Below are 17,814 nucleotides of genomic sequence, written 5' to 3'. Positions count from 1 at the left end.
GTTGCCGCACCGTCCGGGTGGCGCCTCGCCCCCGGTCCGCCTCGCCCCCGGTCGCGGCATGGGCGGGGGCGCGGCGGGCGGCAGGCCTTTCGGGGCGGCGCACGACCGGTCCGGCGCTGGCGGGCCTCACGCGTGTCCCGCCGGCGCGAGCAGACGGCGACGGCGGCCCGCCTCGTCGCGCGTACGGTCGCCATGCGCGGCGGCGACAGACCGGCGACGGTAGCCCCTGCCGCACGCGGCCGGGGTCAGCCCTGCTTGAGCTTCTCGGTCTCGGCCTTTTCCTGGCCGAGCGCGACGATGCCGCGGCGGATGGCGCGGGTGCGGGTGAAGTGTTTGTGCAGCGTCTCGCCGTCGCCATAGCGGATGGCGCGGGTCAGCACCGCGAGGTCCTCGTTGAAGCGGCCGAGCATCTCCAGCACCGCCTCCTTGTTGGCGAGGAAGACGTCGCGCCACATGGTCGGGTCGCTGGCGGCGATGCGGGTGAAGTCGCGGAAGCCGCCGGCCGAGAACTTGATCACCTCGGAATGCGTGACCTGGCCGAGATCCTCCGCCGTGCCGACGATGTTGTAGGCGATCAGATGCGGCAGATGGCTGGTGATGGCGAGCACCAGGTCGTGGTGCTGCGAGCCCATGACCTCGACCATCGCCGCCATGCCCTCCCAGAAGCGGCGGGTGCGGGCGATCGCCGCCTCGTCGGTGCCGGGCGGCGGGGTGAGGATGCACCAGCGGTTGAGGAACAGGCTGGGGAAGCCGGCCTCGGGGCCGGAGTTCTCGGTGCCGGCGACCGGATGGGCCGGGACGAAATGCACGCCTGCCGGGACATGCGGCGCCACCGCCTCGACGACGGCATGCTTGACCGAGCCGACGTCGGAGAGGATGGCGCCCTGCTTCAGCGCGTCGGCGATCTCCTGCGCCAGCGGCCCGCAGGCGCCGACCGGCACGCACAGGATGACGAGGTCGGCGTCCTGCACCGCCTGGATGGCGCTCTCGGCGATCTCGTGGCCGAGGTCGAGCTCGCGGGCGCGCCGGCGCACCGCCTCGTCGCGATCGGCCAGCACGATGTGGCCGGCGAGGTTGAGCTCCTTCGCGGCGCGGGCGATCGAGGAGCCGATCAGCCCGATGCCGATGATGGCGAGCCGGCCGAAGAGCGGCTCGTCGCGGCGGGGCGCGAAGCCGGCCGCCGCGCTCATGACCTGCCCAGGAAGTCGGCGAGCGCGGCGACGACGAGGCGGTTGGCCTCCTCGCTGCCGATGGTCATGCGCAGCGCGTCGGGCAGGCCGTAGGAGGCGACCGAGCGCAGGATCAGCCCGCGCGCCGTCAGGAAGGCGTCGGCCTCGCGGGCGGTGCGGCCGGGCGTGGCCGGGAAATGGATCAGGATGAAGTTGCCGACCGAGGGCGTCACGGTCAGGCCGAGCTTCTCCAGCTCCGCCGTGGTCCAGGCCAGCCAGGTCTCGTTGTGCTCGAGAGCGGCGGCGAGATGCGCCTCGTCGGCGATCGCGGCCGCGCCGGCGGCGATCGCCGCGCCGTTGACGTTGAACGGGCCGCGGGTGCGGTTCAGCGCGTCGACGATCGCCTCGGGCCCGTAGAGCCAGCCGATGCGCAGATTGGCCAGGCCGTAGATCTTCGAGAAGGTGCGGGTCATCACCACGTTCTCGCAGGTCGAGACCAGCTCGAGCCCGGAGGCGTAGTCGTTGCGGCGGACATATTCGGCATAGGCCGCGTCGAGCACCAGCAGCACCTGCGGCGGCAGGCCGGCCTGCAGGCGCTTGACCTCGTCGAAGGGCAGATAGGTGCCGGTCGGGTTGTTGGGGTTGGCGAGGAAGACGATGCGGGTGCGCGGCGTCACAGCCGCCAGGATGGCGTCGACATCGGCGCGCAGATCCTTCTCCGGCACCACGACGGGCGTGCCGCCGGCGGCCTGGATGGCGATGCGGTAGACCAGGAAGCCGTGCTCGGTGAAGACGCCCTCGTCGCCGTCGCCGAGATAGACCTTGGTGATCAGCTGCAGCAGCTCGTCGGAGCCGGTGCCGCAGACGATGCGGCCGGCGTCGAGCCCGTAGCGGGCGGCGATCGCCTCGCGCAGCACGGTCGAGGCGCCGTCGGGATAGAGTTCCAGCTTGCCGGCGACGCTCGCGAAGGCCTCGACCGCGCGCGGGCTCGGGCCGAGCGGCGTCTCGTTGGAGGAGAGCTTGTGCAGCTTCACGCCGGCCGGGGCGGCGGACTTGCCGGGCACATAGGCCTCGATGTCGAGGACGCCGGGACGCGGAACGGGGCGGGAGGCGGACGGAGCCATGGTGACAGCTTTCGGACGGTCTGAAGGAGCGGGTCAGGAACGGTCGGGCTTGATGGCGAAGCGGGCGGCATGGCTGCCGACCTCGGCGAACTCCTTGAGGCCGGCAGGCTCCAGCGCGGCGCGCACGGTCTCGGGCGGGGTCTCGCCGGCCGCAGCAATCAGCAGCGACAGGCTCGACCCGTCGGCGGCGCTGGCCGAGACCTCGGCAAGATGGCGGCCGAGCCCCTGCGCCAGTGCCTGCGACCAGCGCTCGACGCGGGCGGCATAGAGCACGATCTCGCGCACGGCGGCGTCGGTCAGCGGCTTGGCGATGCAGTAGACCGGCGTGCCGGCCGGATGGTCCGGCCGCTCGACGAAGGGCAGGCGCGCGATGATCTTCGGGCTGTCTTCCCCGACGAGATCGGCCCACCAGACGCCGGCGCTGGCGCCGAGATCCATGCGGAAGATGCCGAGGTCGCCGGCGGAGTCCGCCACCGCCCGGATCACCGCCTTGGCGTCCTCATGCGGAACGTAGGGCACGGTGAAGCCGAAATGGAAGCGGGCGGAATCGCGCATCGCCGCGTCGCCGCCGGAGATGTCGGCATGCACGGCGTAATTGGCCTGGACATAGGTGAAGGTCGCGATGATCACGCGCCAGATGCTCTCGACCGTGTCGAGCGGCAGCAGGCCACGATGGCGCAGCGCCAGGCGCTTCATGATGTCCGCCTCGCGGCCGGGGCGGAAGGCCGAGCCCGAGGCCTGCGTCGACTTCACCCGGATCAGCGTCTCGATGATGCGCGAGCGCTCCATCAGCAGCTCGTGCATCGCGGTGTCGATCCGGTCGATCTCGCCGCGCAGGTCGGCGAGCGTGGTCGGGGCGGCTTCGGTCATGGGGGCGACCAATCTCCAGAGGAACGGCTTCGGCCCTCGTCCCGGAAGCCGCGCGCGACGGGGAGCGAGGTCCCAGCGTCTTATCCGCGCGCGCCCGCCTTGGCAAAGCCGAGTTGGCGCGGGGCCGTGCGGCCTCTGCCCGCCCCGCGCCGGCGAAGCCCGGCCGCCGGCACGGGCGTTTGTTGACAAGGGGCCCTGCGGCGCGCCATCGGTACGGGTCCGTCATTCCGAACGGGCTGGACGACAAGACAAATCCGAATGCCGAACCGGACGCCGCCTGCCGATGCGCTCGCCGACCCGCTGGTCGAGGCCAACCGTCCCACGAGCCTGCTCGCCAGCTTCGGGCCGGACCGCGCGCTCCGGCTGGATTCCGGCGCGGTGCTCGACCATTGGCAGATCGCCTACCAGACCTATGGCACACTGAACGAGGCGCGCTCCAACGCCGTGCTGGTCTGCCATGCGCTGACCGGCGACCAGCACGTCGCCAGCCGCAACCCGATCACCGGCAAGGGCGGCTGGTGGACCTCGATGATCGGCCCGGGAAAGCCGATCGACACCGAGCGCTTCTTCGTGATCTGCGCCAATGTGCTCGGCGGCTGCATGGGCACCACCGGGCCGGCCTCGACCAATCCGGAGACCGGCAAGCCCTGGGGGCTCGGCTTCCCGATGGTGACGATCCGCGACATGGTCCGCGCCCAGGCGCGGCTGGTCGACGCGCTCGGCATCGAGACGCTGTTCTGCGTCGCCGGCGGCTCGATGGGCGGCATGCAGGTGCTGCAATGGGCGGCGAGCTATCCGCAGCGCGTGTTCTCGGCGCTGCCGCTCGCCACCGCCGCCAAGCATTCGGCCCAGAACATCGCATTCCACGAGGTCGGCCGCCAGGCGGTGATGGCCGATCCCGACTGGCGCGGCGGCCGCTATCTCGAGGAGGGCACGCGGCCGGCCAAGGGGCTCTCGGTCGCCCGCATGGGCGCGCACATCACCTATCTCTCGGAGCCGGCGCTGCACCGCAAGTTCGGCCGGCGCCTGCAGGAGCGCGCCGCGCCGACCTTCTCCTTCGACGCGGATTTCCAGGTCGAGAGCTATCTGCGCCATCAGGGCGTCAGCTTCGTCGAGCGCTTCGATGCCAATTCCTATCTCTACGTGACGCGCGCGATGGATTATTTCGACCTCGCCGCCGATCATGACGGCGTGCTGGCCAAGGCCTTCGCCGGCACGCGCACGCGCTTCTGCGTCGCCTCCTTCAGCACCGACTGGCTGTTCCCGACCAGCGACTCGCGCGCCATCGTGCACGCGCTCAACGCGGCCGGCGCCTCGGTCTCCTTCGTCGAGCTGGAGAGCGACAAGGGCCACGACGCCTTCCTGCTGGAAGAGCCCAACCTTTTCGCCACCACCCGCGGCTTCATCGACGCCGCCGCCCGCGCGAGGGGGCTGTGATGAAGCTCGGCGCCTGTCATTCCGGGGCTTCGCGCAGCGAAGAGCCCGGAACCCATGAACACGAGGCCTCGCTGACCATGCGTGACGCAGGCCGCGCCCTTGCCTGCACGCCCCGCGGTCATCGGTTCCGGGCTCGGCCCTTCGGGCCGCCCCGGAAAGACGGCGGAGGCTCGCCTGCGCGCCGGAGCCTTGTGCCATGACCCTCCCCGAGAGCCAGACCAACCGCATCGACCTGCGGCTCGTCGCCGAGATGGTGACGCCCGGGTCGCGGGTGCTCGACGTCGGTTGCGGCGACGGCGAGTTGCTGGCGCTGCTGGCCGAGACGCGCGGCGTCGACGCGCGCGGGATCGAACTGTCGCGCGAGGGCGTAGCCGGCTGCGTGACGCGCGGGCTGGCGGTGATCCAGGGCGACGCCGATACCGATCTCGAGGCCTATCCGGACGACAGCTTCGACTACGTCATCCTGTCCCAGACCATCCAAGCGACGCGCAATCCGCGGCTGGTGCTGGAGCAGATGCTGCGCATCGGCCGGCGCGCCATCGTCTCTTTCCCGAATTTCGGGCACTGGCGCATGCGCAGCCAGGTCTTCTTCCGCGGCCGCATGCCGGTGACGGACTCCCTGCCTTATGCCTGGTGGGAGACGCCGAACATCCATTTTTGCACGATCCGCGACTTCGTGCTGCTCTGCGAGACGATCGGCGCGGTCAAGGAGCGCGCGGTGGCGCTCGACGTCTCGGGCCGCGCCATGGGCGTCAACGCGCCCTGGTGGTTCTGGAACCTCTTCGGCGCGCAGGCGGTGTTCCTGCTGAAGCGGGGATAAAGTCGCCCCGCGTCCGAACCGGGACGGCACGGCGATCGAGCGCATCGTCCTGGCATCGTACCGCTCCGAAAAGCGGTGTCCGCTTTTCGGTCCGACGCTCTCTCAGCAGCCGTCATTCCGGGGCTTCGCGCAGCGAAGAGCCCGGAACCCATGACCACGACGCATCAGATCATGGCGCCCCGCCGGCGGCATGCCGGCAGCCGCGGTGCGCACGCTGTCCGGGCTCAGGCCCGTCGGCCCGCCCCGGACAGACGGGTCTCGCTCAGAACGCCTCTTCCCAGTCGCGGCTGAGCCGCATCGCCGAGTTGATCAGGCCGACCATGGAATAGGTCTGGGGGAAGTTGCCCCAGAGCTCGCCGGTGTCGAGATCGGCATCCTCCGAGAGCAGGCCGAAGCTGTTGCGCCGGCGCAGGATGCGCTCGAACAGCGCCTTGGCCTCGTCGCTGCGGCCGATGGCGTGCAGCGCGTCGACATACCAGAAGGCGCAGATCAGGAAGCCGGTGTGCATGTAGCCGAAATCGTCCTGCGTGGCGTAGCGCAGCACGAGGTCGCCGCGGCGCAGGTCGCGACCGATCGCCTCCACCGTCGCGACGAAGCGCGGATCGTCGGGGGCGACGAAGCCGAGCTCGGCGAAGAGCAGCAGCGTGGCGTCGAGGTCCTCGCCGTCGAAGGTCGAGACGAAATGGCCCTTCGCCTCGTTCCAGATGCGGGCCTCGATCGTGGCGTGCAGGCGCTGGGCCTCGGCGCACCAATAGGCCTTGCGCTCGGCCCGGCCGAGCTGGCCGGCGATACGCGCGAGCCGGTCGCAGGCCGCCCAGCACATCACGCTGGAGAAGGCGTGCACCACCTGCTTGCCGCGCAATTCCCAGGGGCCGGCATCGGGCTTGTCGAACACCGCGATCGCCCGCTCGCCCATATGCTCGAGCTGGGCGAACAGCGCCTCCTTGCCGGGCTGGATCAGCCGGCGGTCGAAGAAGGCATGGGTGGCGGCCAGCACCACCGCGCCATAGCCGTCGTTCTGGATCTGGGTCGCGGCGCCGTTGCCGACGCGCACCGGCTTGTGGCCGCGATAGCCGGCGAGATGCGGCACCTCGAACTCGCGCAATTCGCCGCCGCGGGTGATCGGATAGAGCGGCGGCAGGTGCTCGGCGCCGCTCTCGGCATAGCTGTCGACGATATTGGCGATGAAGCCGAGATAATCCTCCATCGTCCGGGTCGTGCCGAGCCGGTTCAGGGCGTGGACGACGAAATAGGCGTCGCGCAGCCAGCAGAAGCGGTAGTCCCAGTTGCGCTGGGTGCCCGGCGCCTCGGGGATCGAGGTGGTCAGCGCCGCGACGATGGCGCCGCTCTCCTCGAAGGCGCAGAGCTTGAGCGTGATCGCGGCGCGGATGACCTCGTCCTGCCAGTCGAAGGGCAGCGAGAGCGAGCGTACCCAGTCGCGCCAGTAATCGGTGGTCTTGTCGAGGAATTCGCGCGAGGTCGTCTCGATCTCGGCCCGCAGCGCCTCGTCGGAGCCGAGGAAGAAGGAGAAGGGCTTGCCCTCGACCGCAAACGGCGTGCTCTCCATCACATAGGAGATCGGCGCGTCGGTGGTCAGGCGGATGGTCTGGTCGGCGCCGACGAAGCGGACATGGTTGGAGCCGCGGGTGATCTCGCTCGGCTCCTCGCCGAGGCCGAGGCAGGGGCGCACCACCACGCGGATGCGCGGCCGGCCCGAAATGCGCCGCACCCGGCGCACCAGCTGCGGCGGCCGGAAGAAGCGCTCATAGCGCACGAAGCGCGGCGCGAAATCGAGAATCTCGAGCGCGTTGCCCTGATCGTCGGAGAGCACGGAGGAGAGGATGGCGGTGTTGTCGAGATAGCTCTGCTCGCAGCGCGTCATCCCGATCATCTCGATCGCGAACACGCCCTTCTCGGGCATGGCGTCGCCGTCCTCGATGCGGTTGTCGATCAGCGAGCAGAACACCGGGTCGCGGTCGAAGCGCGGGAAGCAGCCCCAGACGATGCGCGCGCGGCGATCGACGAAGGCCGCGATCGAGCAGTTGCCGATGATCCCGAGATCGAGGGAGGCCACGCCAGGCGCGGCGAGGGTCGTGACGGTCATGCCAATCCTTGAAGAACGCCGGAGGAAACCTAACCCGCAAACCGGGAGCGGGGGAACGGGGCGGTGCTAGCCCCGCAGGAAACTGTCGAGGGTGAGCCCGCCCTCCTCGGCCGCGGCCAGCAGGATGCGGCGCAGCACGGTCGGCGAGGCGAGGCGGTGCTGGGCGCGGGTCTCGCCGGCGCCGATGCGGATCGACAGGCCGCCGGCCGCGTCGACGGCGGCGAAGCCGTCCTCGTCGGTGACGTCGTCGCCGATGAACACCGGCAGGCGCCCGGCATAGACGCCCTGGCCGAGCAGGCCGCGGATCGCGTTGCCCTTGCTGGCGGCGGCGGGCACCAGCTCGGCCACCGCCTTGCCGCGCTGCAGCCGCATGGCCGGGCCGAGCCGTTCGGCCAGCCCCTCCATCAGGGCGACCGCCTCCTCGGCCAGCGCCGGCGCGAGGCGCCAGTGCAGCGCCACCGACTGGCGCTTGTCCTCGACGATGACGCCAACATGGCCGTTGGCGAAGCGCACCATGGCGCGCGTCGCCTCGCGCAGCGCCTCGGACGGGCCGGCGAGCGGCGCCTCCTCCCCGCCGATGCGGATCTGCGCGCCGTGCAGCCCGGCCGCGTCGAAGCGGTAGGGCGCCATCATCGCGTCGAGGAAGGCGACGGGGCGGCCCGAGACCAGAGCGAGCGCCCCGCCGAGCTGCTGGCGCAGCGCGTCGAGGGCGGCCGGCACGCGACGGTCGATGCGCACCTGCTCGGGCGAGGGCGCGATCTCGACCAGCGTGCCGTCGAAGTCGAGAAACAGGGCGATCGGCGTGGCCGCCTCGGGCTGCAAAGCCGGTTTCGCCACGAATTCGGGGGTGAACGCTTGCGACATGGGATCAGTCCTATAGGTTAATGCGGGCGAAAGGACGACCCTCGGCGCCGCGCATCGCACGCCCCGTCCCGCTCGCATCCCGCCCGCCGCGTCGCCCGGCACCCGTCCGGGCAGCGACGCGTTCCGGCCCCGCGAGGCCGGATGTGCACACGAAACATTACGTTCGCAGGCGCGTTGAGTTCCGCGCCGACGCAATCGATGTCGATCCCGGATATCGATCCTGCCCGTCGATCGCGAGCGTCAACCGAGAGTGAGGCAACATGCGACTCGTCGTCGTTTCCAACCGTGTCACCGTACCCGAAAAGGGCGAGAAGGTGGCCGCGGGAGGCCTCGCCGTCGCATTGCGCTCCGCCCTGGAAAAGCATGGCGGGCTCTGGTTCGGCTGGAGCGGCGCCACCGCGGCCGAACCCGCCGGCGAGATCACGCCGCAGCGCCACGGCAAGGTTTCCTATGCGGTGATCGACCTGACCGAGGCCGAGCGCCAGAGCTATTATCTCGGCTTCTCCAACCGCGCGCTCTGGCCGCTGATGCACTACCGGCTCGGGCTCACCGAGTTCCAGCGCCCGGACTATGCCGGCTATCTCGCGGTCAACCGCCGCTTCGCCCGGCTGCTGGTGCCGCTGCTCCAGCCCGACGACGTGATCTGGATCCACGACTACCACCTGATCCCGCTGGCGGCCGAGCTGCGCCGGCGCGGCGTCACCAACCGCATCGGCTATTTCCACCACATCCCCTGGCCGCCGGCCGAGGTGTTCGGCGCCCTGCCCTTCAGCAGCACGCTGATCAGCAGCATGACCGCCTACGACCTGATCGGCATGCAGACGCAGAAGGATGCCGACAATATCGTCGACGGGCTGACCAAGCTGACCGCCGCGCGCCGCGAGGAGCGCTTCATCGTCACGCAGCAGCGCCGCACCCTGGTACAGGCCTTCCCGATCGGCATCGACGTCGAGGGCTTCCGCAAGCTGGCGGTGTCCTCGGTGCGCGCGGCGACCCAGCCGATCCGCGCCACCACCGGGCCGCTCGGCGGCCGCAAGCTGGTGATCGGCGTCGACCGGCTCGACTATTCCAAGGGCATCGTGCAGCGGCTGGAGGCCTTCGGCCTGTTCCTGCGCAGCCATCCCGAATATCGCGGCGATGTCGGCCTGCTGCAGATCGCGCCGCCCTCGCGTTCCGACGTGCCGGAATATGCCGAGCTCGACCGCCAGTCGGACGAGGTCGCCGGCCGGCTCAACGCCGCGCTCGGCGAGTTCGACTGGACGCCGATCCGCGTGGTGAAGAAGGCCTATTCCCGCAGCGCGCTCGCCGGCTTCTACCGCCGCGCCCAGGTCGGGCTGGTGACGCCGATGCGCGACGGCATGAACCTCGTCGCCAAGGAATATGTCGCGGCGCAGAACCCGGACGACCCAGGCGTGCTGGTCCTGTCGCGCTTTGCCGGCGCCGCCCAGCAGATGGGCGAGGCGCTGATCGTCAACCCCTACGACACCCATGAGGTCGCCGAGGCGATCCGCACCGCGCTCGCCATGCCGCGGCAGGAGCGCATCCGGCGCTTCGAGCGGCTCTATTCGGTGATCGCCGCCACCGACATCGCCTGGTGGACCTCGCGCTATCTCGCGGTGCTGACCGGCAAGGTCCCGGCCGAGTCGGCCGACGAATTGCCGCCGCCGGCCCGCGTGCCGCGCCGCGGCGGGCCGCGCCGCGCCGTCGCCGAGGACGCCCCGGCGGAGAAGCCCGCCGCCGCGTCCCGCCGCAGGTCGCTGCGGCTGGTGAAGGATTCGGCTGGCGAGGACGAGGCACCGCGCCGCAAATTCGCGCAGGCCGGAAACCCCGCCCTCTTGCCGAACGCCCCGACGCCTCGCTAGAAGCGGCTCGCCGAAGGGTTGTATCCGCAGGAGCGCTTGCCACGCGTCCGCGACGGTGTCAGGTCTGCGGAATGACGGCTTTCGGGCCGGGCGGCGGAGGATAGTGTTGATGCGAGGCGCGCTCGGGGGATCAGGCGTGCTGCTGCGCCGTCTCCGCGAGGTGATGGCGGCGCCGGTCAGTCCGCAGGAGCGGCTGGACAGGCTCGTCGTCCTGATCGCCAGCAATCTCGTGGCCGAGGTGTGCTCGGTCTATGTCCTGCGCGAAGACGGCTCGCTGGAGCTCTACGCCACCGAAGGCCTCAACCCCGAGGCGGTGCATCTCACCACCATGCGCGCCGGCGAGGGCCTCGTCGGCCTGATCGCCAGCGAGGCGGAGGCGATCGCGCTCTCCGACGCGCAGGCCCACCCGGCCTTCTCCTACCGCCCCGAGACGGGCGAGGAGATCTACCGCTCCTTCCTCGGCGTGCCGATCCTGCGCGGCGGCGCGGTGATGGGCGTCCTCGTCATCCAGAACCGCGCCTCGCGGATCTACAGCGAGGACGAGGTCGAATCGCTGCAGACCACGGCCATGATCATGGCCGAGATGATCGCGGCCGGCGGGCTGAAGGCGCTGTCCCGGCCCGGCGCCAGCATCGGCCTCGACCGGCCGATGCAGAGCGCGGGCGCGACGCTGGCCGACGGCGTCGGCCTCGGCCATGCCGTGCTGCACGAGCCGCGCGTCGCCATCACCAACCTGATCGCCGAGGATCCGGGCCGCGAGGTCCAGCGGCTGGAAGCCGCGATCGGCGCGATGCGGCAGGCGATCGACGAACTGATCGAGCGCGGCGACGTCGCCCATACCGGCGAGCATCGTGACGTGCTCGAGACCTTCCGCATGTTCGCCCACGACCAGGGCTGGCTGCGGCGCATGCACGAGGCGGTGATGACCGGCCTCACCGCGGAAGCGGCGGTGGAGCGCGTGCAGTCCGACACGCGCGCCAAGATGCTGCGCCAGACCGACCCCTATCTGCGCGAGCGCCTGCACGATCTCGACGATCTGGCCAACCGGCTGCTGCGCACGCTGGTCGGCAAGGCCAACGGCGCCAGCCGCGAGGAGATGCCCGAGAACGCGATCCTGATCGCGCGCTCGATGGGCCCGGCCGCGCTGCTCGACTATGAGCGCGCCAATCTGCGCGGGCTGGTGCTCGAGGAGGGCGGCCCGACCAGCCACATCGCCATCGTGGCGCGCGCGCTCGGCATCCCGGCGGTCGGCGAGATCGCCAATGCCACGGCGCTGATCCGGCCGGGCGACGCGGTGATCGTCGACGGCCAGGCCGGCGAGGTGCAGATCCGCCCGCAGCCCGACGTCGAGAACGCCTACAAGGACAAGGCGCGGCTGCGCGCCCGCAAGCAGGAGCAGTACCGCAAGCTCAAATCGCAGCCGGCGGTGACGAAGGACGGCGTCGCGATCGAATTGCAGATCAATGCCGGCCTCCTGGTCGACATGCCCAATCTCGACGAGACGGCCGCCGCCGGCGTCGGCCTGTTCCGCACCGAGCTGCAGTTCATGGTGGCGCAGCACATGCCGACCACCGCCGAGCAGCAGGCGCTCTACGGCGCGGTGCTCAAGGCGGCGAACGGCCGGCCGGTGACCTTCCGCACGCTCGACATCGGCGGCGACAAGGTGCTGCCCTATATGGAGCGCGTCGAGGAGGAGAACCCGGCGCTGGGCTGGCGGGCGATCCGCATCGGCCTCGACAAGCCGCGCCTGCTGCGCGCCCAGGTCCGCGCCCTGCTGCGCGCCGGCGCCGGCACCGACATGAAGATCATGCTGCCGATGATCGCGACGGTGAACGAGTTCCAGCGCGCCCGGCTGCTGGTGCGCCGCGAACTCGCCATGCTGGAGCGCGACGGCCGCCCCGCCCCGTCGAGCCTGAAGCTCGGCGTGATGGTCGAGGTGCCCTCGCTGCTGTTCGAGCTGCCGGAGATCACCCGCGAGGCCGACTTCCTCTCGGTCGGCACCAACGACCTGATGCAGTTCCTCTTCGCCGCCGACCGCGAGAACCGCCGCGTCTCGGACCGGTTCGACCCGCTCTGCGCCGCCAGCCTGAGGGCGCTGCGCAGCATCGTCGAGGAGGCCGGCCGCGCCGGCTGCCCGGTCACGGTCTGCGGCGAGATGGGCAGCAAGCCGATCGAGGCGATGGCACTGATCGCGCTCGGCTATCGCTCGCTGTCGATGTCCTCGGCCTCCATCGGCCCGGTCAAGGCGATGCTGCGCTCGCTCGACATCGGCAAGACCCGCCAGCGGCTCGACGCCTGGCTCTCGACCTCCGACGGCGCCGCCAGCCTGCGCCCGCTGCTCTCGGCGCTCGCGGCCGAGCTGAAGGTCGCCGTCTAGCGACGCTGCCTCGCCTCGCGCCGCCGCGCCTGCCCCCGTTTCTCGTTTTCCCTCCGGATCATGTCGCTCAAGCTCCCCCAGGACCGCCTCGACAGCATCGTCGCCCTCCATGCCGCGGCCAGCGACGCGCTGAACCATGTCACCGAGCCGGCGCGCGTGGTCGAGCTCGCCAAAGAGGTCGCCGAGCTCGATCCGGTGGTGGCGGCGATCCTGGCCTGGCGCGGGGCGCAGGCGACGCTCGACGAGGCGCTCGCCATGATCGACGACCCGGCCACCGATGCCGAGATGCGCGACCTCGCCTATGAGGAGCGCGACGCGGCGCGCGCGGCGCTGGAGACCCGCTCCCGAGAGATCCTGATCGCGCTGCTGCCCAAGGACGCCGCCGACGAGCGCGGCGTCATCCTCGAGATCCGGGCCGGCACCGGCGGCGACGAGGCCTCGCTCTTCGCCGGCGACCTGCTGCGCATGTACCAGCGCTACGCCGCCCAGCGCGGCTGGCGCGTCGAGGTGCTCTCGGAGAGCGAGGGCACGGTCGGCGGCTTCAAGGAGGTGATCGCCGAGATCGCCGGCCAGGGCGTCTATGCCCGGCTGAAATACGAATCCGGGGTGCACCGGGTGCAGCGCGTGCCCGATACCGAGGCGAGCGGGCGCATCCACACCTCGGCCGCGACGGTGGCGACCCTGCCGCTGGCCGGCGAGGTCGACGTCGCGCTCGACGAGAAGGACCTGCGCATCGACACGATGCGGGCCGGCGGCGCCGGCGGCCAGCACGTCAACAAGACCGAATCGGCGGTGCGCCTTACCCATATGCCGAGCGGCATCGTCGTGGTCGTCCAGGACGAGCGCTCGCAGCACAAGAACAAGGCGCGCGCCTACGAGTTGCTGCGCGCCAAGCTCTACGACCTGGAGCGCAGCCGCGCCGATGCCGAGCGCTCGGCCGACCGCCGCTCGCAGATCGGCTCCGGCGACCGCTCCGAGCGCATCCGCACCTATAATTTCCCGCAAGGCCGCGTCACCGACCACCGCATCAACCTGACGCTCTACAAGCTTGACGAGATGATGCAGGGGCTGGTGCTGGACGAGATCATCGACGCGCTGACCGCCGCGCGGCAGGCCGAACTGCTGGCCGAGCAGGGCAGCGTCTGAGCCGCGCAGCCTCGTCGCGACGGCGACGAAACCTTCTCCCCCGGTCGCGCGTTATTGCCGCACCAGACACCTTCCAGGGGAAGCGCCATGAAGATCCTGTTCACCAGCCTCGCCGTCGCCGCCGCCGTCACCTTCGCGCCGATGGCGGCGCAGGCCCAGTCGGACACCGCGCGCAAGGTGCTGCGCCAGCAGCCCGCCGCGCTGCAGGGCGCCAAGACCGAGGCGCAGGCGCGCCGCGATTGCCAGCGCCAGTTCCGTGGGTCTAAGGAACGCAAGTCCGCGTTGCGGACGAAGATGAAGGCCTGCATCCAGCAGGGCATGCAGGGCAACTCGTAAGCCGGAGCGCCGGCGCCGGGACACGCTTGACCGAGCCATCGCCCATCGCCGACGACCCCGTCGCCGCCCTCTTCGAGGGCGGCGAAACCGCGTCGGCCCGCAAGGCGCTGGCGCTGGCGCTGCGCCGCGCCGGCAGCCGCGAGGCGGTGTTCGAGGCGCGCATCCTGATCGAGGACCTCGCCGGCGAAGGCCCGCAGCTCGACGCCGAGGCGGCGGCGCGCCTGCGCGAGGCGCTCGACAGGCGGCGCGAAGGCGTGCCGCTCTGGCGCCTGCTCGGTGCGCGCGAGTTCTGGGGCCTGAGCTTCGCGCTCTCGCCCGGCACGCTGGAGCCGCGGCCCGACAGCGAGACGCTGATCGAGGCGGCCCTGGCCCATCTCGCGACGCGACGCGACGAACCGCTCGCCCTGCTCGACCTCGGCACCGGCACGGGCTGCCTGCTGATCGCGGCGCTCAGCGAATTCCCGCAGGCGAAGGGCACCGGCGTCGATCTCTCGCAGGACGCGCTCGCCACCGCGCGGCGCAACGCCGAGCGCAACGGCGTCGCCGCGCGGGCCACCTTCCTGCACTCCGACTGGGACACGGCGGTCAGCGGCCGATTCGACCTCGTCCTCTCGAACCCGCCCTATATCCCCTCGCCCGAGATCGCCGGACTCGACGCGGCGGTGCGCGAGCATGATCCGCTGCTGGCGCTCGACGGCGGCACCGACGGGCTCGACGCCTATCGCCTGCTGGCGCGGCGCCTGCCGGCCCTGCTCGCGCCCGGCGGGCTTGCCGTGATCGAGATCGGCGCCGGCCAGGCCGGCGACGTCGTGGCGCTGATGACGGCGGAAGGCCTCGCCCATGTCGAGAGCCGCCGCGACCTCGGCGGCCATGAGCGGGCGCTGGTCTTCCGCGATGCGGGCCTCTCATCGCCGGCCTGACGATCCGGCGTGGACGGCCTCAGGTTGCGCCTGCGAATTCGCTTGGAGGACGGCCGGAAAGCGTTTATGCACGAACTGTCTTGTAGACGATGTCGTCAGCACATATATCCGGCAGGTCCGATGAGCTGAGGATCTCGCCTCGGACTGCTGCCAGAAACGACGTAACCGACAAGCAAGACCGAGCGTCCGAGCGCGTGTGATCGCCTGCGGACGAGGAGCCGGTAGAGCTCCGTTTTTGGAACAGGCGTGTGAAGACCACGAACGGCTCGAAGCCCTTTCCGGTCACCATCCTGCAGCGCGACGCCGCAACCCGTCGCGCGAGTGCCTGTGCACGTCGCCCCGCTGGTTGCATCGAATAATCGGAACGCGAGACAGACGCGAATGAGACCAGGCCAGAACCGGCGCATGCGCGGCCGTAACAACAACAATAACAACAACAATAACGGCAACCGGAAATCTCCGAACCCGCTGCAGCGTAGCTACGAATCCAACGGTCCCGACGTCAAGGTGCGGGGCACGGCCCAGCACGTCGCGGAAAAGTATCTCCAGCTCGCACGCGACGCCCAGTCTTCCGGCGATCCCGTAGCGGCCGAGAACTATTTCCAGCACGCCGAGCACTATTACCGCATCCTGCTCGCGGCGCAGGAGCAGATGTCCCAGCAGTTCGGCCACAGCTTCCAGCCCAACCGCGCCTTCGTCGAGGATCCCGACGATGACGGCGAGGAAGGCGACGAGATGGATGGCGGCCAGCAGGGCCAGCACCAGCAGCCCAACGGCCAGCATGCCGGCGGCGAGGACGGCGAAGGCGGCCAGTCCAACGGCCAACGCTTCGAGCAGCAGGGCCGGCGCGAGCGCAATTTCGACCGCCAGCAGGATCGCCAGCAGGACCGGGGCGAGCGCGGCCCGCGCCGCTTCGACCGGCCGGAGCGGGCCGAGCGCGGCGAGCGCCGCTTCGAGCGCCAGGATGGCGGCCAGCCGCAGCAGCAGCCCTACCAGATGCGGCCCGAGGCCCAGCCCGGCGCCGAGCAGCCCGATCTCGCCCCGGCGCAGCCGGCCGGCGAGCGTCGCGAGCGGCCGGCCCGCAGCGAGCGTCCCGCCCGCCGCCAGGAGACGCAGGCCGCCGAGACCGAGCAGGACGGCGCCGGCTCGCTGCCCGCCTTCCTGACCATGCCGACCCGCGTGCCGATCGCGGTCAGCGAGGCGCCGGAAGCCGAGGCCGAGCCTGTCACCCAGGCCGGCGAGGCCGAGAGCGAGGGCGAGGCCGGCGAGAAGCCGAAGCGCACCCGCCGCCGTCGCTCGCCGCGCGAGGTCATGGACGCGCTGGGCGCCGAGAGCGAGACGCCGGCGGAGTGATCCGCCGGGCGCCTGTCGCGCTCTCATCGGACACGATATCGAAAAGGGCCCTCGCGGGCCCTTTTTGCTGTGCGGAAACCTGCGATGCGGCGATGGCCGCCGGCTCAGTCGGCCGGGCTGAGCACGTCGCCCTCGGCGAGGCTGCCGGCGGCGAGGATGCGGCAGTAGAGCCCGCAATCGACATGGCCGTAGAGCTGCATCAGCGCCTTGGGGATCTGGCGATCGCGCTCACCGGTCGCCGGGTCGACATTGGTCGCGGCGCAGCGCTCGATGCGCTTGATGCCCTCGAGCACCAGCCCTGAGCCGGTGGCGAGCCGCCGGCCGACGAGCTCGTTCTCGCCCCAGGCCGGCAGGTCGGCGAGCATGACGTTGCCGCGGAAGCGCAGCGGATCGAGCGGCGCGCCCATGCGCTGCGCCAGATCGGCGACGCTGGCGAGGTTGATCAGCGAGACGAAGCCCGAGCGCGAATCGGTGAAGCGGTAGCCGGCCGGCGCCGTCAGCAGGCGCGGCGGGCCCCGCAGCTCCTCCGGCACGGCGCGGCCCAGGAAGGCGGCGAGCGCCGCGCGCCCCGCCTCGCTGGCGAGGTCGAAGCGCTCCTCCACGCCCTCATGACCGACCACGAGCGTGCCCGAAGCGTCGTCATAGCGCGTGCGCAGCCGGGCCAGCGCCGCATTGCGCATCAGCATCAGGTACTTGATCTTCGGCTGGTGCACCGGCGCGGCCTGGTCGAAGCCCGAAGGGCCGTTCTCGATGGCGAAGAGCCGGTCGCCCGGCACATGGCCGCCCTCCGGCAGGGCGAAGGCCTCGCGCCGCTCGGGCGAGAGCCCCTTCACCGGATAGCGATAGAGCGACATGACGCGCATGGACCGACCGTTCCCGTCTGCGAAAGCGGCGCACCCTGCCATGGGCGCGCGCCCCGGTCACGCGCCGGGCGCGCCCTCCTCCAGCATCTCGCCGTCGAGCACCGAGCGCTGGCAGCCCCAGCCGGCGAGCACGTCGTCGCTCGGCTCGGCCACGAAGAAGCGGGCGGCGTCGCGCTCATAGCCCTCGGCGAGCAGCTGGTCGTAATCGGTGTGCACGTGGCGGACATGGCTGGCCAGCGCCAGCCAGAGCGCGGTGCCCGGCGGCAGCGCCTTCATCGCCGGGCGGCCTGCCAGCGTCAGCACCGCCTCGGCATCACCGAAGGGGATGCCCGGCGCCAGCGCCCGGAGCGCCTTGCGAATCGCCTGCTGCCGCTTCGTCCCGACCATGGCGCGATGCTGGACAGGATGCCGCAGCCGCGTCAACGTGACTCCCGGGCCCTCACCCCTTCCGTTGCGGGAAAGCAACACCTATCTCTGGCCCGAGGGGTCGCCTCAGGGGGCCCCATCCTGACGAAAGGGCAGCCGGATCCGCCGCTACGGGGCGCGACCGGCGGGCGGAGAGCGATACA

At 71.0% G+C, this 17,814-nt stretch carries 15 protein-coding genes; 8 read left to right on the top strand and 7 right to left on the bottom strand.

The features are described from left to right. Window positions 1-245: 245 nt before the first annotated feature. Genes ABE438_RS12215 through ABE438_RS12205 form a run of 3 tightly spaced genes read right to left on the bottom strand, consistent with a single transcriptional unit; the run spans window position 246 to window position 3,163 of the window. Entirely contained in the window at window positions 246-1,190 is a 945-nt protein-coding gene (locus ABE438_RS12215; protein ID WP_346502901.1) for a prephenate/arogenate dehydrogenase family protein, read from the bottom strand. Continuing rightward, window positions 1,187-2,293, bottom strand: a complete 1,107-nt coding sequence (locus ABE438_RS12210; protein WP_346502900.1) for a pyridoxal phosphate-dependent aminotransferase — start codon at window positions 2,291-2,293, stop codon at window positions 1,187-1,189. Before ABE438_RS12210 ends, ABE438_RS12215 begins: the two co-directional genes overlap by 4 nt. A 33-nt stretch (window positions 2,294-2,326) precedes the next feature. Continuing rightward, window positions 2,327-3,163: a chorismate mutase gene (locus ABE438_RS12205; RefSeq protein ID WP_346502899.1), complete on the bottom strand. Its 837-nt coding sequence runs from the start codon at window positions 3,161-3,163 to the stop codon at window positions 2,327-2,329. Window positions 3,164-3,421: 258 nt separating this feature from the next. Between ABE438_RS12205 and metX the strand changes: the two genes are divergently transcribed. Both metX and metW read left to right on the top strand, forming a co-directional pair. Continuing rightward, entirely contained in the window at window positions 3,422-4,600 is a 1,179-nt protein-coding gene (gene metX, locus ABE438_RS12200) for a homoserine O-acetyltransferase MetX (protein ID WP_346502898.1), read from the top strand. A 196-nt stretch (window positions 4,601-4,796) separates the two neighbouring features. Continuing rightward, complete coding sequence (metW, locus tag ABE438_RS12195) at window positions 4,797-5,420, top strand: methionine biosynthesis protein MetW (protein WP_346502897.1); 624 nt, start codon at window positions 4,797-4,799, stop codon at window positions 5,418-5,420. A 262-nt stretch (window positions 5,421-5,682) separates the two neighbouring features. Here the strand turns inward: metW and ABE438_RS12190 are convergent, their stop codons facing one another. Together ABE438_RS12190 and otsB are read right to left on the bottom strand one after the other, a co-directional pair. Further along, window positions 5,683-7,524 (bottom strand): glycoside hydrolase family 15 protein, encoded by a 1,842-nt coding sequence (locus tag ABE438_RS12190; RefSeq protein ID WP_346502896.1) that lies wholly within the window; start codon window positions 7,522-7,524, stop codon window positions 5,683-5,685. Between the two features lie 66 nt (window positions 7,525-7,590). Then, window positions 7,591-8,388: a trehalose-phosphatase gene (gene otsB / locus ABE438_RS12185; RefSeq protein WP_346502895.1), complete on the bottom strand. Its 798-nt coding sequence runs from the start codon at window positions 8,386-8,388 to the stop codon at window positions 7,591-7,593. Between the two features lie 260 nt (window positions 8,389-8,648). Here otsB and ABE438_RS12180 point away from each other — a divergent pair, with 260 nt between their 5' ends. The 6 genes from ABE438_RS12180 to ABE438_RS12155 all read left to right on the top strand — a co-directional run bounded on the left by ABE438_RS12180 (window position 8,649) and on the right by ABE438_RS12155 (window position 16,382). Further along, entirely contained in the window at window positions 8,649-10,250 is a 1,602-nt protein-coding gene (locus tag ABE438_RS12180) for an alpha,alpha-trehalose-phosphate synthase (UDP-forming) (protein ID WP_346502894.1), read from the top strand. 109 nt (window positions 10,251-10,359) lie between these two features. Further along, window positions 10,360-12,627, top strand: a complete 2,268-nt coding sequence (ptsP, locus tag ABE438_RS12175; protein WP_346502893.1) for a phosphoenolpyruvate--protein phosphotransferase — start codon at window positions 10,360-10,362, stop codon at window positions 12,625-12,627. A gap of 60 nt (window positions 12,628-12,687) precedes the next feature. After that, the gene (gene prfA / locus ABE438_RS12170; RefSeq protein ID WP_346502892.1) at window positions 12,688-13,773 is read left to right on the top strand and encodes a peptide chain release factor 1; all 1,086 of its coding nucleotides are present in this window, start codon (window positions 12,688-12,690) and stop codon (window positions 13,771-13,773) included. Window positions 13,774-13,860: 87 nt separating this feature from the next. Further along, a complete protein-coding gene (locus ABE438_RS12165; RefSeq protein ID WP_346502891.1) occupies window positions 13,861-14,109 on the top strand; it encodes a hypothetical protein in 249 nt (82 codons plus the stop codon). 26 nt (window positions 14,110-14,135) lie between these two features. Continuing rightward, the gene (prmC, locus tag ABE438_RS12160) at window positions 14,136-15,029 is read left to right on the top strand and encodes a peptide chain release factor N(5)-glutamine methyltransferase (protein ID WP_346502890.1); all 894 of its coding nucleotides are present in this window, start codon (window positions 14,136-14,138) and stop codon (window positions 15,027-15,029) included. Between the two features lie 405 nt (window positions 15,030-15,434). Then, complete coding sequence (locus tag ABE438_RS12155) at window positions 15,435-16,382, top strand: DUF4167 domain-containing protein (protein ID WP_346502889.1); 948 nt, start codon at window positions 15,435-15,437, stop codon at window positions 16,380-16,382. Window positions 16,383-16,486: 104 nt separating this feature from the next. Here ABE438_RS12155 and ABE438_RS12150 read toward each other — a convergent pair whose 3' ends face one another. Together ABE438_RS12150 and ABE438_RS12145 are read right to left on the bottom strand one after the other, a co-directional pair. Continuing rightward, window positions 16,487-17,245 carry an MOSC domain-containing protein gene (locus ABE438_RS12150; RefSeq protein ID WP_346502888.1) on the bottom strand — a complete coding sequence of 253 codons (759 nt, stop codon included), beginning with the start codon at window positions 17,243-17,245 and terminating at the stop codon, window positions 16,487-16,489. 57 nt (window positions 17,246-17,302) lie between these two features. Next, window positions 17,303-17,632 (bottom strand): DUF2293 domain-containing protein, encoded by a 330-nt coding sequence (locus ABE438_RS12145; protein ID WP_346502887.1) that lies wholly within the window; start codon window positions 17,630-17,632, stop codon window positions 17,303-17,305. Between the last annotated feature and the right edge of the window lie 182 nt (window positions 17,633-17,814).

The sequence above is a fragment of the Allobosea sp. TWI1241 genome, assembly GCF_039673065.1.
GTDB lineage: Bacteria > Pseudomonadota > Alphaproteobacteria > Rhizobiales > Beijerinckiaceae > Allobosea.
The sequence above is the reverse complement of the archived record's forward strand: the minus strand, read 5'-3'. Positions and strand labels throughout refer to the sequence as shown.

Bases quoted from the DNA above. Each gene is read 5' to 3' on its own strand.
- ABE438_RS12215 (WP_346502901.1), bottom strand. From the start codon at position 1,190: ATGAGCGCGGCGGCCGGCTTCGCGCCCCGCCGCGACGAGCCGCTCTTC.
- ABE438_RS12210 (WP_346502900.1), bottom strand. From the start codon at position 2,293: ATGGCTCCGTCCGCCTCCCGCCCCGTTCCGCGTCCCGGCGTCCTCGAC.
- ABE438_RS12205 (WP_346502899.1), bottom strand. From the start codon at position 3,163: ATGACCGAAGCCGCCCCGACCACGCTCGCCGACCTGCGCGGCGAGATC.
- metX (WP_346502898.1), top strand. From the start codon at position 3,422: ATGCCGAACCGGACGCCGCCTGCCGATGCGCTCGCCGACCCGCTGGTC.
- metW (WP_346502897.1), top strand. From the start codon at position 4,797: ATGACCCTCCCCGAGAGCCAGACCAACCGCATCGACCTGCGGCTCGTC.
- ABE438_RS12190 (WP_346502896.1), bottom strand. From the start codon at position 7,524: ATGACCGTCACGACCCTCGCCGCGCCTGGCGTGGCCTCCCTCGATCTC.
- otsB (WP_346502895.1), bottom strand. From the start codon at position 8,388: ATGTCGCAAGCGTTCACCCCCGAATTCGTGGCGAAACCGGCTTTGCAG.
- ABE438_RS12180 (WP_346502894.1), top strand. From the start codon at position 8,649: ATGCGACTCGTCGTCGTTTCCAACCGTGTCACCGTACCCGAAAAGGGC.
- ptsP (WP_346502893.1), top strand. From the start codon at position 10,360: ATGCGAGGCGCGCTCGGGGGATCAGGCGTGCTGCTGCGCCGTCTCCGC.
- prfA (WP_346502892.1), top strand. From the start codon at position 12,688: ATGTCGCTCAAGCTCCCCCAGGACCGCCTCGACAGCATCGTCGCCCTC.
- ABE438_RS12165 (WP_346502891.1), top strand. From the start codon at position 13,861: ATGAAGATCCTGTTCACCAGCCTCGCCGTCGCCGCCGCCGTCACCTTC.
- ABE438_RS12155 (WP_346502889.1), top strand. From the start codon at position 15,435: ATGCGCGGCCGTAACAACAACAATAACAACAACAATAACGGCAACCGG.
- ABE438_RS12150 (WP_346502888.1), bottom strand. From the start codon at position 17,245: ATGCGCGTCATGTCGCTCTATCGCTATCCGGTGAAGGGGCTCTCGCCC.
- ABE438_RS12145 (WP_346502887.1), bottom strand. From the start codon at position 17,632: ATGGTCGGGACGAAGCGGCAGCAGGCGATTCGCAAGGCGCTCCGGGCG.